At 31.1% G+C, this 22,695-nt stretch carries 18 protein-coding genes; all 18 read left to right on the top strand.

What is annotated here, in order from left to right; translation table 11 throughout:
* The first annotated feature begins 99 nt into the window (after positions 1–99).
* The 18 genes from miaA to WC223_09750 all read left to right on the top strand — a co-directional run bounded on the left by miaA (position 100) and on the right by WC223_09750 (position 22,412).
* Positions 100–1,044, top strand: coding sequence for a tRNA (adenosine(37)-N6)-dimethylallyltransferase MiaA (gene miaA / locus WC223_09835; GenBank protein MFA6924538.1), 945 nt, complete (start codon positions 100–102; stop codon positions 1,042–1,044).
* 147 nt (positions 1,045–1,191) lie between these two features.
* The gene (locus WC223_09830) at positions 1,192–1,593 is read left to right on the top strand and encodes a DUF5618 family protein (protein MFA6924537.1); all 402 of its coding nucleotides are present in this window, start codon (positions 1,192–1,194) and stop codon (positions 1,591–1,593) included.
* Positions 1,594–1,618: 25 nt separating this feature from the next.
* Positions 1,619–2,020 carry a DUF5618 family protein gene (locus tag WC223_09825; GenBank protein ID MFA6924536.1) on the top strand — a complete coding sequence of 134 codons (402 nt, stop codon included), beginning with the start codon at positions 1,619–1,621 and terminating at the stop codon, positions 2,018–2,020.
* Between the two features lie 23 nt (positions 2,021–2,043).
* On the top strand, positions 2,044–2,445 hold the full coding sequence (locus WC223_09820) for a DUF5618 family protein (protein MFA6924535.1): 402 nt from the start codon (positions 2,044–2,046) through the stop codon (positions 2,443–2,445).
* Positions 2,446–2,471: 26 nt separating this feature from the next.
* A complete protein-coding gene (locus WC223_09815; GenBank protein MFA6924534.1) occupies positions 2,472–2,873 on the top strand; it encodes a DUF5618 family protein in 402 nt (133 codons plus the stop codon).
* A 504-nt stretch (positions 2,874–3,377) separates the two neighbouring features.
* Entirely contained in the window at positions 3,378–3,995 is a 618-nt protein-coding gene (locus WC223_09810; protein MFA6924533.1) for a fibronectin type III domain-containing protein, read from the top strand.
* Between the two features lie 69 nt (positions 3,996–4,064).
* Positions 4,065–5,282, top strand: coding sequence for a tail fiber domain-containing protein (locus tag WC223_09805; protein MFA6924532.1), 1,218 nt, complete (start codon positions 4,065–4,067; stop codon positions 5,280–5,282).
* A 14-nt stretch (positions 5,283–5,296) separates the two neighbouring features.
* Positions 5,297–8,059 carry a hypothetical protein gene (locus WC223_09800; GenBank protein MFA6924531.1) on the top strand — a complete coding sequence of 921 codons (2,763 nt, stop codon included), beginning with the start codon at positions 5,297–5,299 and terminating at the stop codon, positions 8,057–8,059.
* An 83-nt stretch (positions 8,060–8,142) separates the two neighbouring features.
* On the top strand, positions 8,143–9,048 hold the full coding sequence (locus WC223_09795) for a T9SS type A sorting domain-containing protein (GenBank protein MFA6924530.1): 906 nt from the start codon (positions 8,143–8,145) through the stop codon (positions 9,046–9,048).
* 77 nt (positions 9,049–9,125) lie between these two features.
* Positions 9,126–10,019 (top strand): T9SS type A sorting domain-containing protein, encoded by an 894-nt coding sequence (locus tag WC223_09790; GenBank protein ID MFA6924529.1) that lies wholly within the window; start codon positions 9,126–9,128, stop codon positions 10,017–10,019.
* 266 nt (positions 10,020–10,285) lie between these two features.
* Positions 10,286–11,200, top strand: a complete 915-nt coding sequence (locus WC223_09785) for a T9SS type A sorting domain-containing protein (protein MFA6924528.1) — start codon at positions 10,286–10,288, stop codon at positions 11,198–11,200.
* Between the two features lie 442 nt (positions 11,201–11,642).
* Entirely contained in the window at positions 11,643–13,706 is a 2,064-nt protein-coding gene (locus WC223_09780; protein ID MFA6924527.1) for an OmpA family protein, read from the top strand.
* 134 nt (positions 13,707–13,840) lie between these two features.
* Entirely contained in the window at positions 13,841–15,355 is a 1,515-nt protein-coding gene (locus WC223_09775; GenBank protein ID MFA6924526.1) for an OstA-like protein, read from the top strand.
* A 1-nt stretch (position 15,356) separates the two neighbouring features.
* Entirely contained in the window at positions 15,357–16,322 is a 966-nt protein-coding gene (locus tag WC223_09770) for a DUF6427 family protein (protein MFA6924525.1), read from the top strand.
* Between the two features lie 83 nt (positions 16,323–16,405).
* Complete coding sequence (purQ, locus tag WC223_09765) at positions 16,406–17,104, top strand: phosphoribosylformylglycinamidine synthase subunit PurQ (GenBank protein MFA6924524.1); 699 nt, start codon at positions 16,406–16,408, stop codon at positions 17,102–17,104.
* Positions 17,105–17,122: 18 nt separating this feature from the next.
* The gene (locus WC223_09760; protein MFA6924523.1) at positions 17,123–18,205 is read left to right on the top strand and encodes a glycosyltransferase; all 1,083 of its coding nucleotides are present in this window, start codon (positions 17,123–17,125) and stop codon (positions 18,203–18,205) included.
* Positions 18,206–18,255: 50 nt separating this feature from the next.
* The gene (trxB, locus tag WC223_09755; GenBank protein ID MFA6924522.1) at positions 18,256–19,212 is read left to right on the top strand and encodes a thioredoxin-disulfide reductase; all 957 of its coding nucleotides are present in this window, start codon (positions 18,256–18,258) and stop codon (positions 19,210–19,212) included.
* A gap of 176 nt (positions 19,213–19,388) precedes the next feature.
* Positions 19,389–22,412, top strand: a complete 3,024-nt coding sequence (locus WC223_09750) for a histidine kinase (GenBank protein MFA6924521.1) — start codon at positions 19,389–19,391, stop codon at positions 22,410–22,412.
* Positions 22,413–22,695: the final 283 nt, after the last annotated feature.

The following is a 22,695-nucleotide window of genomic DNA, read 5'->3' as shown; positions in this document are numbered from 1 at the left end:
TTTAAAAAAACCACTTAAAACTTGTTTGTAGTTTGTGGTTAAAACAAAAACAAACCACAAACTTTTTAAACATTTAGCATCCTTTAAATTTTAATTATTTTGATTAAAGGTAAGAAATTAATTGTTATTGTTGGTCCTACGGCAGTTGGAAAAACCGAATTCGGCATTTTGCTTGCAACAAAATTAAATACAGAAATAATTTCCGCAGATTCACGTCAGTTTTATAAGGAATTAAAAATAGGTACTGCGGCACCAACTGATGAAGAACTAAAAAAAATTAAACATCATTTTGTCGGACACCTTTCAATTGCCGATAATTATAATGTTTCTAAATTTGAAACTGATGCTCTCGAATGTTTGACGAAAATATTTAAAATAAATAATTATGCTGTAATGGTTGGCGGCTCGGGCTTATATATTGATGCGGTTTGCAATGGAATTGATGAATTACCCGATGTTGATGAAGAATTAAGAAATACATTAAAGGAACAATTAAAAAAAGAAGGCATTGAATCGTTAAGATTATTGCTGAAAAAACTCGACCCCGAATATTATTCAACAGTTGATAAGGCAAATCCTAATCGCTTGCTTCGTGCTCTTGAAGTTTGCATTGCCACCGGAAAATCTTTTTCGAGTTTAAGAAGTAAAATTCCAAAAGAAAGAGAGTTCGGAATTATTAAAATAGGATTGAACCGCAAAAGAGAAGAATTGTACAATATTATTAACCGCAGAGTTGACCTTATGATTGAAAATGGATTAGTTGATGAAGCAAAAAAATATCAGGAATATAAAAATTTTAATGCACTGAAAGCCGTTGGCTATAGGGAAATATTTAATTATCTTGAAGACAAATATTCTTTGGAATTTGCAATAGAAAAAATTAAAACAAACACACGGCACTATGCAAAACGGCAACTGACATGGTTTAGAAAAGATAAAAATATAATTTGGTACGATACAGAAAAAAAAGAAGAAACATTTTTTGATATTTGCAGCCAAAATTTATTTTTTAACGAATTCTCAAAAAATCCCGGCAAATTCTAAAAATATTCCAGCGAATTCTCGGAAGCACTTGATTTCCGTGTTTTTTCTTTGTTTCTTTGTTGTTTGCAAATAAATAATTTTATATGTTTGTATTTTAAAATATAAAATAAAGAAAGAAATAGTTGACGTTTTTTATTAATTAATGCAATGAGCATAAAAGAACAGCACGAAGTAAGGGATAAATACTATAACGAAGCAATTCGTTATATGAGTAATGCTAAAGAAACTTTGAAAAAAGCAGAAAAAGAAGATAGTTTTTATAAAGATATAAAATATGTAAAAACTGCTTGTGGAATAGCGTATAATGGAATATTGTTAGCTTTAGATGGTTATCTCTTATTAAAGGGTATTGAAAAGCAAAAGGGTAGAAAAAGCATCGAATATTATCAAAGCAATATAACCAAAATAGACAGGAAATTACTTTACAATCTCAATGATGCTTATGAAATATTACATTTATCGGGTTATTATGATGGAATAAGAAATGAAAAAATCGTTAAATCCGGGTTTGAAATTGCATACACCATTATTAATAAAATAAAACCATAATTATTTTTTTATAAGGAAATAATAAATGAGCATAAAAGAACAACATGAAATAAGGGATAAATACTATAACGAAGCTGTTCGTTATATGGATAATGCAAAAGAGACATTGAAAAAAGCAGGTAAAGAAAATAATTTTTACAAAGATGTTAAATATGTAAAAACTGCTTGCGGAACTGCTTATAGTGGCGTATTGTTGGCATTAGACGGTTATCTTTTATTAAAAGGTATTGAAAAGAAAAAAGGGCGAAAAAATATTGAATTTTACCAAAGTTCATTAACAAAGATTGACAGGAAATTACTGAATTCACTTAATGCAACATACGAAGCATTACATTTAGCCGGATATTATGATGGAACAAACTTCGCTCCCATTATTGTTGCAGGATTTAATGAGGCTTATGAAGTTATTAATAAAATAAAACCATAATTTTTTTTATAAGTAAATAATAAATGAGCATAAAAGAACAGCACGAAGTAAGGGATAAATACTATAACGAAGCTGTTCGTTATATGGATAATGCCAAAGAAACTTTGAAAAAAGCAGGTAAAGAAAACAAATTTTATAAAGATGACAAATACGTTAAAACGGCTTGCGGAATTGCTTATAATGGTATTCTTAAAGCATTAGACGGGTATTTTATTTTAAAAAATATGAGTTCACCTAAAGGTAAAAAATCTATACAATACTACCAATCTAATATAACGAAACTTGATAAAAAATTGCTTAATTATATTAATAATGCTTATGAAATATTGCACATTAGCGGATATTACGAGGGAGTAACTTCAGTTAAAGTAATTCAAACAGGTTTTGAATATGCTTATGAAATTATTAATAAAATAAAACCATAATTATTTTTTTATAAGGAAATAAAAAAATGAGCATAAAAGAACAACATGAAATAAGGGATAAATACTATAGCGAAGCTATTCGTTATATGGATAATGCAAAAGAAACATTGAAGAAAGCAGGAAAGGAAGACGGATACTATAATGACCCTAAATATGTAAGCACAGCATGCGGAACAGCGTACAAAGGCGTATTAATAGCTTTAGATGCTTATTTGTTATTGAAAGGAATAGATAAAAAAAAGGGCAGAAAAAATATAGAATATTATCAAAGTTCAATTACTAAAATAGATAAAAAGCTTACTAATCACTTAAATGATGTTTACGAAATATTGCATTTACTTGGTTATTATGATGGATATAAAAATTCCGAAATAATTAAAAGCGGTTTTGAATATGCCTACGAAATTATTAATAAAATAAAACCATAATTATTTTAATGTTAAAAACAATAACTCATACAAACCCCAATTTTACTGCTTTCCAAAAGCATTATTCTTTTATGGAAAATACCAAAATCCCTATGGCTGTAAGAGAGAGAGAGAGAGAGAGAGAGAGAGAGAGAGAGAGAGAGAGAGAGAGCAAGAACACTAAACAAAACTATTTTCATTCATTAGTTGCGAATATAAACCGCAATAATTCTTATTCGGTTTATTCCTTTTCCTGCTATCATTATTCCTATTATTACAGTAGTTGCTACGGTTCATACAGCAATTGCCGCATTTGCTGTAATAGTTGTTCCTTTTCATATAGTAATTGTCGCACTTATTATAATAATTCCCCCTTTTCTTATAGCGATTGTAACTTTTCTTATAAAAATTGTCATTTTTCCTATAGCAATTGTCCTTTTTCTTATAGTAACCCCACTGGTTGCTGCTTACAAAGAAACATTTCAATTAATTTTCAATATTTTATTAACCTAAACCCCAATAATTATGAAAAAAGTAAAAGTTCTGCTTGATTTTATCAAGCTCTCGGTACCCGATTTAATTGAGTTTGCACGAAATTTCGTTACCAAAACTACCGGCAATACAAATTTCACAACTCCCGATGTGCCGGTTGCACAGGTTACTACGGCGGTAAATGTTCTCGAATCGGCTTATGTGGCGGCACAGGACGGCGGCAGGCAAAAAACCGAACTCAAACGCACTGCACGGGTTGCACTCGAAACGCTGCTATACAAAGAAGCCGATTATGTTGAGCGCACAGCCGCAGGCAATGTTGCGGTTATTTTATCATCGGGCTTTAATCCTACAAATGAACCCAAGCATGCCGACAAACCCGATTTTAATGTTGAGTTGGGCAAATCGCCGGGCGAAGTTATATTAACCCGTAAGGCAATTGGCGGCGCCGATGCTTATATATGGCAGTACAGCAGTGCTTCTGCAAGCGATGCTCCCGATTCGGCATGGCTGCTCGCAGGCGGCTCAACTAAAGCCAAATTTACAATCAAAAATCTGCAAAGCGGCGTAAAATATTCGTTTCGCGTTTGCGGAATAACAAAAGATGGCACTACTCCATGGAGTAATTCCATACAAAAAACAGTGCAGTAAATTATTTAATGAATTAACAATTAAACAATTTTTATTAACCATTTAAACTTAAAAAAAACCATGAAAAAAATGAATTTAAAATTAACTTTGTTACTGATTTCAGTAATGATTTTTACAAACATTAATGCACAAATGAAAGTGCTTTCAAACGGAAACGTAGGTGTTGGAACAACATCACCGCAATCGAAATTTGATGTAAACGGCACTATTTGTGGCGAACCCTCCACTTTAGATGCTGGCGCATATACAAATTTTGTTTCAGGACTTGGTAATTACGATTACTCCAATCCTTCTAATTGCGACAGAGAATTACGAATACAAACAGTAAATAATACTGGTTCATACCTGCAATATCTTATATATAATGGAATGATTACTGGAGATTATAATAATCCTGTTTATAATCAGGGTGCATGGGGTTATTTTAGTGGGATTGCATTTCAACAGGACAGGACAAATTTTCTTGTTAATACAGGTACTGCGGGTACTGGAACTCCTTTTACAATTACGCCAACCAAAGCATTAACAATTAGTAATAGTGGTCATATTGGAATTGGTTCAGAATATACAGGTTCGTATTATTTATATGTTAATGGCTCAGCTTGGTCTAATGGTACATGGCAAAGTTCAGACATGCGTTTCAAGAAAAACATCACTCCTATTGACAGCGCATTAAGCAAATTATTAAAGCTGAATGGAAAAACTTACGAACTCAGAAAAGATGATTTTAAAGATTTTCATTTTGATGATGGGAAAAATTTGGGTTTTCTTGCTCAGGAAGTAAAGGAAGTTTTGCCCGAAGCAGTACGGCTCGATAGTAATGGCTATTATAGCATTAACTATGATATGCTCATACCCATTTTAGTTGAGGCAATAAAACAGCAAAACACACAAATTGAAACCACTCAAAAAACAATAAGCGAACTCCAACAGCAATTAAATACATGTTGCAGCATAGGTGCAACAAGAAATTCAGGCGATAATAAAACAGGTGTGAACGAAATAAATAACAGCACAGCAGGAACTTCAGTAATTCTTTACCAGAATGCACCTAATCCTTATACCGTTAGCACTGTAATTAAATGCTACCTTCCGCAAACAATAAATAGTGCAAAGCTGTGCGTTTACAATACACAGGGCGAACTTGTAAAATGTTTTAATATTTCCGAACGTGGTAATACAAGCGTTACAATACAAGGCAGCGAGCTTTTCTCAGGTATTTACGCTTATGTTTTAATTACCGACGGACAGGCAAGTGAAACTAAACAAATGATTTTAACTAAATAAAACCCTTTATAAATATGAGAAACAAATTAATTTTCTTATTTTTGTTTTGGGTTGTAATAGTTACAGCACAAAACAACAACAGGGCTAATTATTTTCAGTTACGTAAATTAGCAGAAAATAATTTAAAATTGGAAGATTCACTTAAACACCTTAATAAAGATAAGGATACTATAAAAGAGCCCGACAACGATAGCTGGGGCAGGTTTAATAATTGTACATGGTTCTGGGATTCGCGTGCCGGCAGAAACGGTACTTCCGACGCATATTCCAAAACAATGTATAATTATATAAATAATTGCAACAATGCATTAAAGGTTAAAACCCGTAATGTGAACAACGGTGCAACACAAAACTGGACTGCTCTTGGACCTTTTACTAATTCTACGGGTAATGAATGGGTACAAGACCTTGGGCAAACAAAATGTGTGTGGGCAAGTTCGGGCAGTAATATTGTTTATGTTGGTGCTGCTTCGGGTGGCTTATGGAAAAGCACAAGCGGCGGAGGCAATTGGGTTTGCCTTACCGACCAGCTTCCTACTTTTGGTGTAAAAGATATTGCCGTTAACCCCGATGATGCCGATAATATTTATATTGCCACAGGAAAATATATAGGCAATGGCAGTACTTTTACGGGAATGAACTTTGGGTATGGTGTTTTTTTTACTACCAACGGCGGGCAGAACTGGAATACGAATTCCATGCAAAGCTTACCCGCAAGAGAAAGAGCAATATTTAAAGTTTTGATTGACCCTGATAATACACAAATTATTTATGCTTTATCATACAGCACTGTTTATAAATCAACAAATGGCGGGTACAACTGGGTGGATAAAAATGCCCCTGCTTTACCTATGAATCAAGATAGAAGTGATTATTGCGATTACGACAACATGATAATGAATCCCGGTAACACTAATATAATAATTATTTCATCCAGAGGAAAAGGTTACCAAAGCGACGGTGGGTACATATACAGAAGCACCGATGCAGGAAATAACTGGTCGGCAAATTTAGCAGAAAATATTGCTGATCTTTCTGATAAATTTCAAGATGGACTTGCTATTGGATTTAGACCTGATTATCCTTATGATTTTATAGTTTCTTTATTACTACCAAGTCCAGGAAGAATAGATATTGAATTGTCAACTGACAATGGGAATTCATTTACAAATATAGCTTCCAATGGTTCTATATATGATTATAATGCTGGATTTAATTTAATAATGTCAATTACCTCAGATAATATTTATTTTGGTGTTATTGGTTTAGCAAAATATAATTTTACAAATAATAACTTTCCTTCAATTTCTGGGTGGCATGCTGACATAAGGGGCTTTGCCACATATACAACCGGCGGGAATGATGTTGTTTATGTTGCAAACGATGGTGGTATAATGAAAAGTACAAATAATGGCAGTTCGTGGCAGGATATAAATCAGGGAATGAATATAGGTGAATGTTATTCTGTAGGAATATCCGAAGAATCGTCTCCACCATATACAATTGCCATAGGAAGAAATGATAATGGTACAGATAAATCCACTGACGGTGGAAATAATTGGAGTTATGTTTGCGGAGGCGATGGTGGAACTACTTATATTGACCCTACTGACCACGACAATATTTATTATACATTAATTGGTGGTCTCAATTATCGTTATTTTACTCACAATTGCGGTAGTGGAATTGTTACAGGTTTTATCAATACCCCTCTTGTTGAAAACCCTGTTACAAAATGGGTCTATATTGCAGCAAATGAAGGTCCCTATGGAAATTATTATAAGCCGGTAATTAAGAAAAGCACCAATCATGGAGCAAATTGGTCAAATGCAATTCCTGAAGAAGAAAAGTGGCAAGTAATAAACAATGAAACAGTTCAAGTCGATGGCATTTCTGCTGTAGGTTATAGCATTTCTGACCCAAATGTAATATATTACGCATTGCAATTTCATTATTTTCCTACCGGTGCCCCATGGTACACATATTTTCAATTAAAAAAATCCACCGATGGCGGAGCAACTGTAAGCAATATAACAGCCAATTTCGACCAATCGGTGCTTTATGTAGGAAGAGTTACGGGAATTGTAACCCACCCATCCGACCCCAATCATGTATGGGTTTGCCTCGAAAGCATAATGGACGATGAAACGGTAAAAAAAGTTTATCAGTCAACCGATGGTGGCAGTTCGTGGCAGGATTATTCTAATGGTTTGAGCGATATTCCTTGTTTAAATATGATATTCGATGAAGCTAATCAGCGATTATTGCTTGGAACTGATGTTGGAGTTTATTACCGTCATTTAACTGACGATTCGTGGCACCTGATGAACAACAGCCAGTTTCCGCAAGCTATGGCTGCTGACATGAAGATTAACAGGAAAACAGGTGATTTGTACGTAGCAACTCATGGACGGGGAATATACAAAACAAACTTGCCGGGTTATTGTTATTCGGGTTCACCTGTAACTATTTCCTCCAATACCACATGGACAACAACTCAAACAATTTGCGACGATATAAACATAACAGCAGGAACATTAACAATACAAGCCGCTCAAACAATGCCCACGCAGGCAACAATAACAATAGAATCGGGTGCGACGCTTGCAATTGATGGAAATACTGTTACAAATGCTAATATTGTTGTAGAATCGGGAGGTAAATTAACTTTAATAAACAATGGAGTGCTCGAAATAAATACCGATGATAATATAACTATTGATGCAGGCGGATTAAGCGATTTAACTTATGGTGAAATTAAAAAAATGAATCCGTAAATTTAGTAAAGATGGTATCTTTTGTAAGGTACCATCTTTTTTATATAAACTAAATAATTTTATTAATTTTAAAATTAAATATTATGAAAAAAATAATCTTATTATCAATCATATTTATTTCAAGTTATTCTTTTTCCCAAAATTATATTCCTTTAAATTTGGATAGTGGTATTTGGATAGATGAAACATATAGCAATAATGGTATTGCAGGATACCCCACAGATTATTATTATACTTATTATAAAAATGGAGATACAATAATAAGTAGTATAAAATATTTCAAGTTTTTTTGTTATTATATTGGAAATCCCATGGTGGGACCTATACAAAAAGATACTTTTTACTGGGGATTAATAAGAAATGATACATTAAATAAACAGGTTAAAGTAATTAGAAATAATGATACGATTGAAAAACTTTTATATAATTTTAATTGCAAAATAGGAGATACACTTTTTGATGATGATCATAATGGTGCTATAATAATATTAGTTGATTCAATTGAAATATGTGGTAAGTATCATAAACGATTTGTTACAAATAAATATACGCATTTGTGCGGCCCGGTTAAATATTCCCGTAATGATAGTATTTGTTTAATTGAAGGCGTTGGCTACAGCAGAGGTTTTATCCATTCGAGTTTCGGTATTTGTTTTGAAGGAGGAAATACCTTACTATGTTATAATGAACCCGGTAATAGTGTATGTGAAAATTGCGGTAGTTCACCAGTCAAAATAACAAATAAACAAATAAATAATAAAGTCCCACAAATTATATATAACCGGCAATTGCAGGAGTTACAAATAACAGGAGCAGAAAAAATAAAAGCAATAAAACTTATTTCAGTTTCGGGGCAAACAATACATGAATGGAATAATTGCAATGGTAATTGCAGCTTGCCTTTAAATTCAATTAAAAAAGGAGTTTATATTGCACAGTGCATTTTTGCAAATGGGAGTGTTGTAAATAAAAAGGTGGTGGTGTATTAAAGTAAAACCAAATATCCCCCATACATAAATATAAAATCATATTTTTGTATGGGGGATTTTAGTTTCAACTAAGCTTTATGAAAAAAATATTTACTTTTATTGTACTTGTATTTTGCATTACAAGTGTTTTTTGCCAAAAAAGAGATGCTGTTTATAATATAAATTTTGATGACACAAATAATTTATCACATTTATTTATAGATACGATTAGTAATCCAAATAACTTATGGCAAATCGGGGAACCTCAAAAAACTGTTTTTACAAGTGCTCATTCCATACCAAATGCAATTGTAACTGATACTTTGTATTCTTATCCGAAAAACAATATTTCTTCATTTATTATTTTAGATTATCCAGCAGGTGGTTTTTCTGGTGAAGGAATGACCCTCATTGGAGGTTATTATAAAGTTAATTCGGATACACTAAAAGATTATGGAACTATTGAGTTTTCGTATGATAATGGAACAACATGGGTTAATATTAATGATACTTTATATAAATTTTATGTAATGTACATACCACCTAAACCTGTCCTTACAGGTAATTCAAATGGATGGATTCATTTTTCTTTTGGTGTTAGTGGTCTTAATCTTTTACCCGGTGCCCATGGAGATACAATTTTGTTTCGGTTTTCTTTTGTAAGCGATTCTATTCAAAATAATTTGGATGGACTTATGTATGATGATTTTCAAATTAATGATTTTGCAGGAAGCGTTGAGGATATTAATTCAATGGGAATAAATTCAAAAATATATCCAAATCCTGCAAGCACACAAATAACAATAGAACTCCCAAAAAAAGAAGAACAAAGCATTATTACAATTTATAACCTAAACGGTGAAGAATTGATAAAGCAACAAATTAAAAACAATAAAACAGATGTTGATATTAGTGAACTACAGAGCGGAGTTTACTTTATAAAGATTGTAAATAATAAGAATGTAGAAATAAAAAAAATAATAAAACAATAAAACTTATTTCGGTATAGTGGCAATGGAACTATAAACAGTGCAAATGTTGTTGTAGAATCGGGAGGTAAATTAACTTTAATAAACAATGGAGTGCTCGAAATAAATACCGATGATAATATAACTATTGATGCAGGCGGATTAAGCGATTTAACTTATGGTGAAATTAAAAAAATGAATCCGTAAATTTAGTAAAGATGGTATCTTTCCGAAGATACCATCTTTTTTATATAAACTAAATAATTTTATTAATTTTAAAATCAAATATTATGAAAAAAATATTTATTGTTTGCCTTATCGTTACAATAAATTTATTGATTTCGATAAATGCGTTTAGCCAAACGTATAAATCAATATACGGAAAAAATTTTACTGAATGGAATATTTCGGTTGAAATTTGTGATGGATTCGCAACATATAGTTTTACCGTATGTCCAGATACAATCTGTTCTGATACTATAATAAATACTAGAAAGTATAAAAAAATAGTATTTGCAGATGGAGGAAACATTTGTTTAGCTTCTTATTATAATAAATGTCTTTTTATAAATGAAGACACACTTAATGGTAAACTGTGGTTATATGATTCTTATGAGGAAAAAGAATACTTGTCGATGGATTTGAATTTGAATGTTGGTGATACATTTAAAATGAACCCTAATACTTTTACAGATTCAATTGCAATTGTTGATTCTGTTTATTATGAAAATAGTTGCAAAAAAATAAGGTTTAATTATGTTGATTGGCCAGAACAAAAATTGACTTTTATTGAAGGAATAGGACCAACTTTCGGTGTTTTTTTTCAGGCAAGTGGTTATTCTTGTTCTGAACCTCCCCGTCTGTTATTATGCGTTTCCAAGGATGGAAAATATGTTTATAAAAATAAACTTCAAGAGGCAACAGATACTTGTTTTTATTTTTCAGTTAATGTTATAGAAAAAAGTAAAAATAATATAATTGAAATAAAACCTAATCCTGTGCAGAAAGAATTAAATTTCACTTTTCACAGTTTATTTGATGGAAGTATTATTATTTATAATATGCTTGGTATTATTGAATCAAAAATAAATTTAAAAGATATTACGACTTATAAAACTGATATGACTTCTTTTAAAAGCGGTATTTACTTTGTTCGGATTTTAAATAATAATTTATCAGTTACAAAAAAAATAATTAAAAATTAGCGCAAATGATGTTTTATTAAAAAACGATATTGAAATACAAAGCGGGAGTACGCTTGAAATAAAGTAAAAAATAAATTTGCCACAGATTCACAGATTTAAAATTATTGTTTTTAAAATCCGTGAATCTGTGGTTTTTTTATTTATATAAAACGTTATAGAACTAATTTTTTTTCGTTCTTGTTAATTTAACAAATTTAATATAGATTTGTCCTATATTTTAATGCTTTAAATTATTTTTTTATGAAATATCCATGCAATCAAAAAAAGTTGCACAAACCGTAAATGATTAAAAATTCAGTGCTATTTTCAACGAAGAAATGCATGGATATTCACGAGCGGGTTGAGGGGGTGGACTTTTGCGGGAGCGAGTAACTAAAAAAGCTAAAAAAACAGAACAGCAAATTAACAGCAGAATTATTAATTACTTACAAAATTTAAACAGATGAAAATTATTACCAGAATAATATTTATTTTATCAATATTAACTACCGGATTTTTTGTAAAATCACAGAATGTAGAATTTACAAAAAGCATTTTTCATGATAAAAAAGGTGAATTAAGAAAAGCTAAAAAGCAAATAAAAAAAGGCGATGAATATTTTCAACTTGGCGGAATAGATTATGATAATGCATTAGAATGTTATTTGCAGGCAAATAACTTTAATCCCAACAATGCAGCACTTAATTTAAAAATAGGAAAAACATATCTGTGTACAAATGAAAAAAGCAAAGCCACTGAATTTTTAATTAAAGCTATAAAACTTAATGAAACTTCTTTAAATGAAGCGCATTATTACCTTGGACAAGCATACCAGTTTTCGATGAAGTGGGACGATGCAATTAAAGAATACAATTTATATAAAAAAAATATAAACCAAAATGGAGTAGCAAATCCAAACAATAATGTTGATAAAAAAATTACAGAATGTGAAAACGGAAAAATACTGGCAAAGTCTCCCGTAAAATGTTTTATTGATAATTTTAGCAGTGTTGTAAATTCAAAGTATGATGATTATTTTCCCGTGCTAACTTCCGACGAATCAACTTTGCTTTTCACATCACGACGAAAAGAAAATAACAGAGAAAAAATATGCAGGGTTGATAATAAATATTTTGAAGATATTTTTGTTACGAAAATGAGTAATAAATTATGGAGCAACGCTGAAAATTACGACAATTCATCTAATGCAAAAGATAATAGTGCTGTTGCAGGTTTGTCGGGCGATGGAAAAATTATGCTCATTTATGACGGCTCTAAACATGGTGATTTGTATATTTCCGAATTTTATAAAGATAAACGCTGGACAAGACCCGATAGGTTGAGTAAAGAAATTAACTCAAAACGTAATCACGAATCTTCCGCTGCAATCACACCTGATGGAAACACATTATATTTTGTGAGTAATAAAAAAGATGGTATAGGAGGAAGCGATATTTATTTATGTACAAAAGACGAAAAAGGCAGATGGACAAAACCTTTGAATCTCGGCAGTACTATAAATACTGTTTATGACGAAGAATTTCCTTTCATTACTGCTGATGGTAAAACTCTGTATTTTTCTTCCAAAGGACATAATTCAATGGGTGGGTTCGATGTTTTTAAATCGGTTAATGAAAATGGCAAATGGTCTGAGCCCAAGAATTTGGGCTTTCCTGTTAATACGCCGTGTGATGATTTTACCTATTTTGCTTTCGGCAACAAAACAAATTTTGCTTATTATTCATCAAACAGGGAAAACGGAATCGGCGGAAGCGATATTTATAAAATAACTTATATCACCGATAAACCGGTTATAAATAGTCAGGAGGATAATTTAATCGCATCAATTGCCCAGCCTGTGAGCGAAGTTATGCTCGAAAAACCTGTTGAAATAAGGGAAAAATCAATGATAGGACTTAAAGGAATTGTTACCGATGCTGCAGATAATAAACCTATAAAAGCTGAAATTGAAATTACCGACAACGAACAAAATAAAGTTATTTCTACAATTCAGGCGGACAATAAAACCGGAGAATATCTTGTTACAATTCCTTCAGGAAAAAATTTCGGCGTTACCGTAAAAGCCGATGGATACATGTTCAGCTCTGAAAATGTAAACATTCCTTTGTCTTATGAATACATTGAAGTTAAAAAAGATTTTGCATTAAAGAAAATTGAAGCAGGAACAAAAGTCGTTCTTAATAATATTTTCTTCGACTTTAATAAATCAACACTTCGCAAAGCCTCAATTCCCGAACTTGATAGAGTTTTGAAATTACTGCAGGATATGCCTACTCTGAAAATTGAAATCTCCGGACATACCGACAATAAAGGAAATGCCAAATATAATCAGAAACTATCCGAAAACAGAGCAAAAGCAGTTGTTGATTATTTGCTAAACAAAGGTATTGATAAAAGCAGATTGACATCTGCAGGATATGGCTTCACACAACCTGTTGCTCCCAATGATAACGAAAAAGGACGACAGCTCAACCGACGTACCGAATTTAAAGTTATAAGCAAGTAATTTAATTCGCAAGTGGTTTAGCAGATTTGTAATAGTTCCGAAAAAATCTAATATATTCCCAAATAATAAAATTCAATTATCTTTGTTTTTTATTAATTGATTTGATAACCATTTTTCAGAAAGCAATTTTGTTAGTGGAAAAAAGTAAAAAATATTTTATTGTTTTTATAACAGTCATTTTATTTTTGCATAGCATTTGGGCTTTTGCGCAAAACAAGCAAAAAATTGAATTTAATGCAAACTCGCTTGAATTTGACAAAAGCATGGGCGAAAATATAAAAAGATTAATTGGGAATGTGGTTATGTGGCAGGGCAAGGTATATATTTACTGCGACAGTGCTCATTTAAACAGCGAAGATAATACATTAATAGCATACAGCAAAGTTCACGTACGGCAAAGCGACACTACAAATTTATATGGCGACATACTTCATTATAACGGCAACACAAAAATTGCCGACATACAAGGTAACGTGATATTAAAAGACAAACAAATTACTCTTACTACTACACATTTAACATTTGATGAAAACAAAAACACCGGAATATACACAACCGGCGGAAAGATTGTTGACAAAGAAAATACCCTGACAAGCACTTACGGCTATTTTTATTCCGGTAAAAATGAATTCTATTTTAAAAAAAATGTAGTGCTCATAAATCCCGATTACGTTACTAAATGTGATACATTACTTTATAATACTGCAACAAAAACATCGTATTTTCTGGGTCCTACAACAATTAAGAGCGATTCGGATTTTATTTATTGTGAAAACGGTTGGTATAATTCACATACAGATATATCGCAGTTTAACAAAAATGCATACCTCATAAGCAAAGAGCAAACAATAAAAAGCGACAGTTTATTTTTCGACAGAAATAAAGGTTTTGGAAAAGCCATTGGCAAAGTAATTCTAATTGATACTTTGCAGAAAATAACTGTAACCGGAGATTATTCGGAGTATTATGAAAAAACAGGAAATTTATTTATTACAGGAAAAACATTTTTAAGTCAGATTATGGAAGAAGACACGCTTTTTCTCCATGCCGATACTTTAAAATCAGTTTCCGATTCAACAAAAAAACACAAAACATTATTTGCCTATCATAAAGCAAAGTTTTTCAAATCGGATATGCAGGGAATGTGCGATTCGCTTGTATATGCACTCAGTGATTCCATAATAAAACTTTATATTACTCCTATTTTATGGTCAGATGAAAATCAGCTTACAGCAAAATACACCGAAATAAGATTAAAAAATAAAGAGATAGAATCAATATACATGAATGAAAATGCATTTATAATCTCGCAGAAAGACACAGGCAGATATAACCAGATAAAAGGAAGAAACATGCTCGGTTATGTAAAAAATAATCAGTTGTATAAAGTTATGGTAAACGGCAACGGAGAAACTATTTATTATGTTGAAGATGATAAAGGATTGTATATGGGCATTAACAAAGCCGAAGCAGCTAACCTGATAATTTATCTTAAAGACAAAAAGGTTAAAAGAATTAAATTCATCAGCAAACCAAAAGCTGTGCTTCATCCACCCAAAAATAACGACAGAAGCAACTTATATCTGAAAGATTTTATATGGCACAAAAATAAACGACCTTTAACAAAATTAGATATATTGAAATATTAAAATGTTAAAATTTTTCTCTTCAAGTCATACTATTACTCTTATCTTCATTCCTCTTGTTGCTATTATTTTGTTTTTGCTGTCATTTGCCCAACCTGCCGAAATAAATACATCGGGAGCAATGCCGTTTTTTGAGATATTAGCCGGTTTTATAAACTCATTTAAAATTGTTTCAATGTTAACAGGAATAATTTTAATTATTTCACAGGCATTAATCATCAATAATATTGCTACAAATCTCGAATTTATAAAAAACAGCTATCTCACAGCATTTATTTATATTTTACTTTTATGCAGCAACAATACATTCATAAATTTCAATCCTGTTATTATTGCAAATTTGTTTATTCTGCTTGCATTAAATTCCACTTTACTTTTTTATGAAAAAGAAGAAAAAAGTGATAAAAACATTTTCAATTCTTCGTTTTTCATCTCAATTGCTTCACTTTTTTATTTTCCCTCGGCTTTTATTTTACCGGTTGCTTTTATAAGTTTGATTATTCTGCGTTCAACAAATTTAAGGGAATTGTTCATTTTATTCTCCGGATTCCTGCTCCCCTACTGCTTTGTACTTACTTATTATTTCTGGTTCGATAAACTTGATTATTTTTTTACTTCACATTTCTACGGAACATTAACTTCAAGAATATATTTTATTGCTGATATTTATTTTATTTTTATTTTAATAATAACTTTAATTATAGTTTTTTCGTGGATTAAAAAAATCAGGGGTGTTGCGGAATATATCATAAAACTCCGGAAATTTCATTCCATATTAATATGGTTTTTCTTATTTTTTATAATTACTTTTTTATTTCTTAATAAAAAATCAATAACTCATTTCTTGCTGATTTATATTCCTGTTACAATTTTTATTTCTAAATATCTCATGGAAAATAAAAACAAAAAATTTGCAGAAACAGTACTATGGCTCATTGTGTCTGCTGTTGTTGTTTTTAAATTTATTTGAAAACTGGTTTTTTGTTGCATTGTTGAATTGCTAAATTGTTTAATTTTCAATTTTTATTATCTTTGAAACAAAATTAAAATAAAATGAAATTCGGTGTTGTTATTTTTCCGGGCTCAAACTGCGACCAGGATATTATTTATGTGCTTGAAACCATCATGAAGCAAGAAGTGGTTAAACTCTGGCACAAAGATACAAACCTTCAAAACTGCCAATTCATAATACTTCCTGGTGGTTTTTCTTATGGCGATTATCTTCGTTCCGGAGCAATAGCAAGGTTTTCTCCGATAATGGAAAAAATTATTGAATACGCAAAAAACGGCGGTTATCTCATGGGCATTTGCAATGGATTTCAAATCCTCTGTGAAGCGGGGTTATTGCCGGGTGCCTTGCTGCGTAATATAAATCAGAAATTTATTTGTAAAAATATTTATATAAAAACCGAAACAAAAAATACAATTTTAACTTCTGAAACTGATTTAAAAAAGCCCCTTAAAATACCTATTGCTCATGCTGAAGGCAGATTTTACGCTGATGACACAACTCTCGAAAACCTTAAAAAAAACGCCCAGATATTATTCAGGTATTGTGATGAGAAAGGAATCTGCTCCGATGCTTCAAACCCTAATGGTTCACTCGATAATATTGCAGGCATTTGCAATAAAAACAGAAATGTTTTCGGAATGATGCCCCATCCCGAAAGAGCATCAGACGAAGAATTATTTAATACCGACGGCAGAATTCTTTTCGAATCGCTGCTCGCAAACCTTAAAATTAAAGTATAATCAGAATTATTATTTGGAGTGAAGAAGATTTTATATATAGCACCTCATCGTCCGGGAAGGTCTCCGGGACAACGATTTCGCTTCGAACAATATCTCAGCTTCCTTAAAAGTAACGGTTACGATTACGAAATTTCATATATAATTAACGAAAAAGATGATATTGCTTTTTATTCAAAAAGTAAATATTTTCAAAAATTCAGAATATTATTAAAAAGTTTTTTTCACCGGTTAAAAGATTTACAGCGGGCTTCGGAATTTAATATTATTTTCATCTATCGCGAAGCATTTATGCTGGGAACAACATTTTTTGAAAAACAATTTAAAAAATCAAAAGCAAAAATAATTCTTGATTTCGACGATGCAATATGGCTTAACGATGTTTCCGAAGGCAACAATAATCTTGCATGGCTGAAAAATCCCATGAAAACATCTGAAATAACCCAACTTTCAGATATGGTTTTTGTTGGTAATTCATACCTCGCTGATTTTGCACTGCAAAAAAACAAAAATGTTAAAATTGTTCCCACAACAATTGACGCTTTTCTTTATAAAAAAAAATCGATTTTTAAAAAAGACAACAGAATTTGTATAGGATGGACTGGCTCTTCAACTACTTTGAAACATCTTCAACTTGCTGTTCCCTTTCTGAAAAAAATAAAAGAAATATACAACGATAAAGTTTATTTTAAAATGATTTCCGACGTTCCTTTTCATTCAAACGAAGTTGAATTCACTTTCTGCAAATGGAGCAAAGAAAAAGAAATTGAAGATATGAGTGAATTTGATATCGGCATCATGCCACTTCCCGATGATGAGTGGGCAAAAGGAAAATGCGGTTTCAAGGGACTTCAGTATATGGCTTTGGAAATACCTGCAATAATGTCGCCCGTAGGAGTTAATACTGATATAATTGAAAATTGTGTTAATGGTTATCTTGCATGCGAAAATGAAGAATGGGTTGAAAAGCTTTCATTACTGATAGATTCGGAAGATTTACGAAAAAAATTCGGAGTTAACGGAAGAAAAACCGTTGAAGAAAAATATTCTTTCGAATCGCAGAAAAATAAATATCTTAGCTACTTTAATGAATTGGTTAAATAAAAACATAAATTGTATTGTTAAATTGCTGAATTGTTAAACTGTAAAAAATCATGAGCGAAGAGATTGAAAAAATAAGAGTCCTGATAATAGGTTCCGGACCTGCCGGATATACTGCCGCTATATACACAGCGAGAGCCGGATTAAATCCTGTTTTGTATCAGGGATTACAACCCGGCGGACAATTAACCATAACTTCTGATGTCGAAAATTTTCCTGGTTTTCCGCGTGGTGTTGGTGGACCGGAACTCATGGAACTTATGCAGAAGCAAACAGAAAAATTTGATACTCAAATACGGTTCGGATTAATTTCCAAGGTTGATTTTTCTAAAAGACCTTTTGCGATTTTTACTGATGATAATAAACAAATATTAGCAGAAACAATAATTATTGCTACCGGTGCAACTGCAAAATGGCTCGGAATTGAATCGGAAAAAAGACTTGCTGGATTCGGAGTTTCTGCTTGTGCCCAGTGCGACGGATTTTTCTACAAAGAACAGGATGTTGCTATTGTAGGCGGCGGCGATACTGCTACTGAAGAAGCTTCATATCTTGCGGGAATTTGCAAAACTGTTTATTTAATTCACAGAAGAAATGAATTCCGTGCTTCAAAATATATGCAGGAAAAAATTTCAAAAATTCCTAATATTAAAATTCTTTACAGTCATATTATAAAGGATATTCTCGGCGAACATGCTGTTGAAGGGTTATTGCTTGAAGATTTAAAAAATAAAAAGGAAGTAAAACTAGATATTCAGGGATTCTTTGTTGCCATCGGACATCATCCAAACACCGAAGTTTTTAGAGGTCAACTTGAGACAAATGAAAACGGCTACATAATTACAAAACACGGAACTACTCAAACAAGCGTACAGGGAGTGTTTGCTGCAGGAGATGTTCAGGACGAAATTTACCGTCAGGCAATAACCGCCGCCGGCTCGGGTTGCATGGCTGCAATTGATGTTGAAAAATTCCTGTGTGGTAATCCATTGGATTGTAAAATAAATTAAATTTTTCTTATTAAGCTTTACTAAACTTTAAAAGTTTAGTAACAAAAATAATTATTTTATAATCTAAGAACTTAACCGAAGCGTTCTCATGAGCATCTTAAAAAGAAAAAAAAAGCGAATAATCTGTAGCAATTCTTATTACCTGCAATGTCCATTATAGAACCAAATTTAGCTTTATGTCAAAAAGAATTTGTCTGTTTATATTACTTATCTGGATTATATTTTTTTCATATTCACAAACACCTCTTTTTAAACAATACTCTGTAAAAGACGGCTTGCCTTCGTCGGAAGTTTTTCATGTAATTCAGGATAGGCAGGGTTATATGTGGTTTGCAACCAACAATGGTGTGAGCAGATTTGATGGATATAAATTCGAAAACTTTAATACCTCAAACGGATTGCCTGAAAATTCAACTCTCGAAATATACGAGGACTACAAAGGAAGATTATGGTTTATATCGGTTTCGTGCAAACTTTCGTATTACTATAATGGCAAAATATATAAGTATAAATACAATGAACAACTGCAAAAAGTTTTTAAGGAAACTCCAAATTATGTTAAGTTAGGATTTAGAGTTAATAAAAATGAACATGTTTTTATTAGTGTACATTATTATGGCTTAATTGAAATTACTGATAAAGGAAATGTTACAAAAAATGATTTTGGATTAATTAGACCTTGCGTGTTGCTTCCCAAAAAAGAAGAAACTTATCAGGTGGGAACTGACCATGTCATAAAAGGAAAAGCAAGAATATCTATACATAAAATTAATAGCAATTTTAAATTTATAATTCCATTTTCACCTGAAAAAAAAATTAATAATTTGAGTTTTTTTATTGAAAATTACACAAATCTTTTTTTATATTCTTATAGTTCACACTTACACATTATTAAAAATTATAAACTTGATAAACTAATAAAATACCCTTCTTTTATTACATGGTTGAGCAAGGACATTGAAAATAATATTTGGCTATCGATTTATAAAAATGGGTTACATTGTTATCGAAAAGGTGATTTTGATAATCCTCCTGAAAATTATTTTCCCGGAAAATCTGTTTCATCAACATTAATAGATAATGAAAAGGGTATGTGGGTTACAACACTCGATGATGGAGTTTATTATATTCCTTCACTTAAAATACAAAATTATTTTGATGAAAAAAATACCGATAATAATGTTAATTGCATTATTTTTAAAAAAAATAATTCTTTTAAAGCAGGTAAGAGTAATGGTATTTTAATGTCAATAGATAAACACAAATTAAAATATAAACAAGTTCCCGATGAAGTTAAATCTGATATATATTGTTTCTATAATGATACTTTAAACAACAAAATATGGTTTGGAACTTCACAATATTTATATTATTTTTTTAATGGAAAATTAAAAAAAATTCGCAATGTAACTGATAATGTTTTATACAGTTACTTTAATAAACATAAAGTAGATAAAAGGACTATTTCACTTTATCAACCTTCTTATATTGTTTATAATATTTTATTAAAAAACAAATATTTATTTCTTGGTGTGAATCATGGTTTAGTTAAAGTTAATAATGATATTATTATTTATGATAGTTATTTATGTCAGGATTTTGAACTAAAAACATATTCACTATCCGAAAGCAAAGATGGTGGAATATGGTTGGCAACAATAAACGGGTTGTGGAAATTACATGAAAAAGGTTCAAATAAAAATATTACTTATAAATATGTTAACTATGGAAATAAAAACAAACTCCTAAAAAATAGAATAAACGATGTTTGTGAGATTAATGGCGTGGTCTTTGTAGGAACAGATGATTACGGAGTATTAGTATTATCGGGCGATTCTTTAAAACAACAGTTCTCAATTAAAAACGGACTTACAAGCAACAAAATCACTTCATTATGTTATAGCAAAGAAGTATTATGGGTTGCTACACTTAATGGATTGAATAAAATAATTTTGAATACGGTAAAATTAAATGATTTTAAGATTGAAAATTATACAACCATAAAAGGATTGATTTCAAATGAAATCAATAAAGTTTATGTGAATGATTCCAATGTTTATCTTGCCACTAAACAGGGAATAACAATATTTAATTATTACAAAGTTTCAACCAATAAAATTGCGCCTCCGGTTTATATCACAAAAATGCGCATAATGGAAAAGGATACTTCCATTAAAAGTAATTATACTTTAAAATATAATCAGAATTACATTAATATTTCATTTGTTGGACTTTCATACAGAAATGCGGGAAAACTTTTATATAAATACAAGCTTCAAGGCATAGATGATAACTGGCATTATTCAACTATAAATACAATAACATATCCCTTTATACCACATGGGCAATATAAATTTATAGTTTATGCAAGCAACGAAGATGGAGTATGGAGCAGCAAACCTGCTACTATTGATTTTGTAATTAATCCACCATACTGGCAAACATGGTGGTTCAGAACTATAGTTGTATTTGTAATTTTTATAATAATTTCATCAATATATATTATAACAATAAGGAATATAAAAAACCGGAACAAACTCGAAAAAAACCTCAATCATTTTATGTTTCAGGCATTGGGCAAGCAAATGAATCCGCATTTTATTTTCAATTCATTAAATTCAATAAATAATTTTATTTTAAAAAACGAAAAACTCGAATCGAGCAGATACTTGAGTAAGTTTGCAAGCTTAATGCGGTTGATTTTAAAAAACAGCCAAAGTCAGCTTGTACCTATAAATGATGAAATAACTGCCGTTAAACTATATGTTGAACTCGAATCGCTAAGGTTTGATGATTGCTTTAGCTTCGAAGTAAAAATTGAAGAAAAAATAAACCCCGAAGAAAATGAAATACCTCCTTTGCTTATTCAGCCATATATCGAAAATGCCATACTACACGCACTTGTGCCAAAAGAAGGAGAAAAGAAATTACTGCTCGAATGCAGTTTAAAGAAAGTTAATGAAAAAGAATATATTTTATGCAGTATAGAAGATAACGGCATAGGACGTGAAAAAGCAATGGAACTAAAACGGATAAAAAACATAAAACATCAATCATTCGGTACTGCAATAAACAAGCAGCGCATGGATATTCTTCATGCTATAAAAAACATGAATATCGAAATAACATATACCGACCTTAAAGATGCCAACGGAAACGCTTCGGGCACAAGAGTTGAATTATTAATTCCTTTGATATAGAACAATGGGGTACTTTACTAAACTTTCAAAGTTCAGTAAAGTTTTTTATCAACGTTAAAAAAATCAGACACAGATTAACGCAGAAAAATTATGATAATATATGATTTATTAATCCGTATTTTTTCATAACTTTTATAATAAATCAACGTCTGATTTTTTCATTTTTACCCCAAAAAATGGATTGTTCCTGAGTTGTGACATTTGCTAAAAATTTAAAATTCCAAAAAAACAAACATCAGAAAATAAGGAGTTTATAATCTAAAAAAATGAATTTTACCGCACT

The sequence above is a fragment of the Bacteroidales bacterium genome (assembly GCA_041671145.1).
Taxonomy (GTDB): Bacteria; Bacteroidota; Bacteroidia; order Bacteroidales; family JAHJDW01; genus JAQUPB01.
The sequence above is the reverse complement of the archived record's forward strand: the minus strand, read 5'-3'. Positions and strand labels throughout refer to the sequence as shown.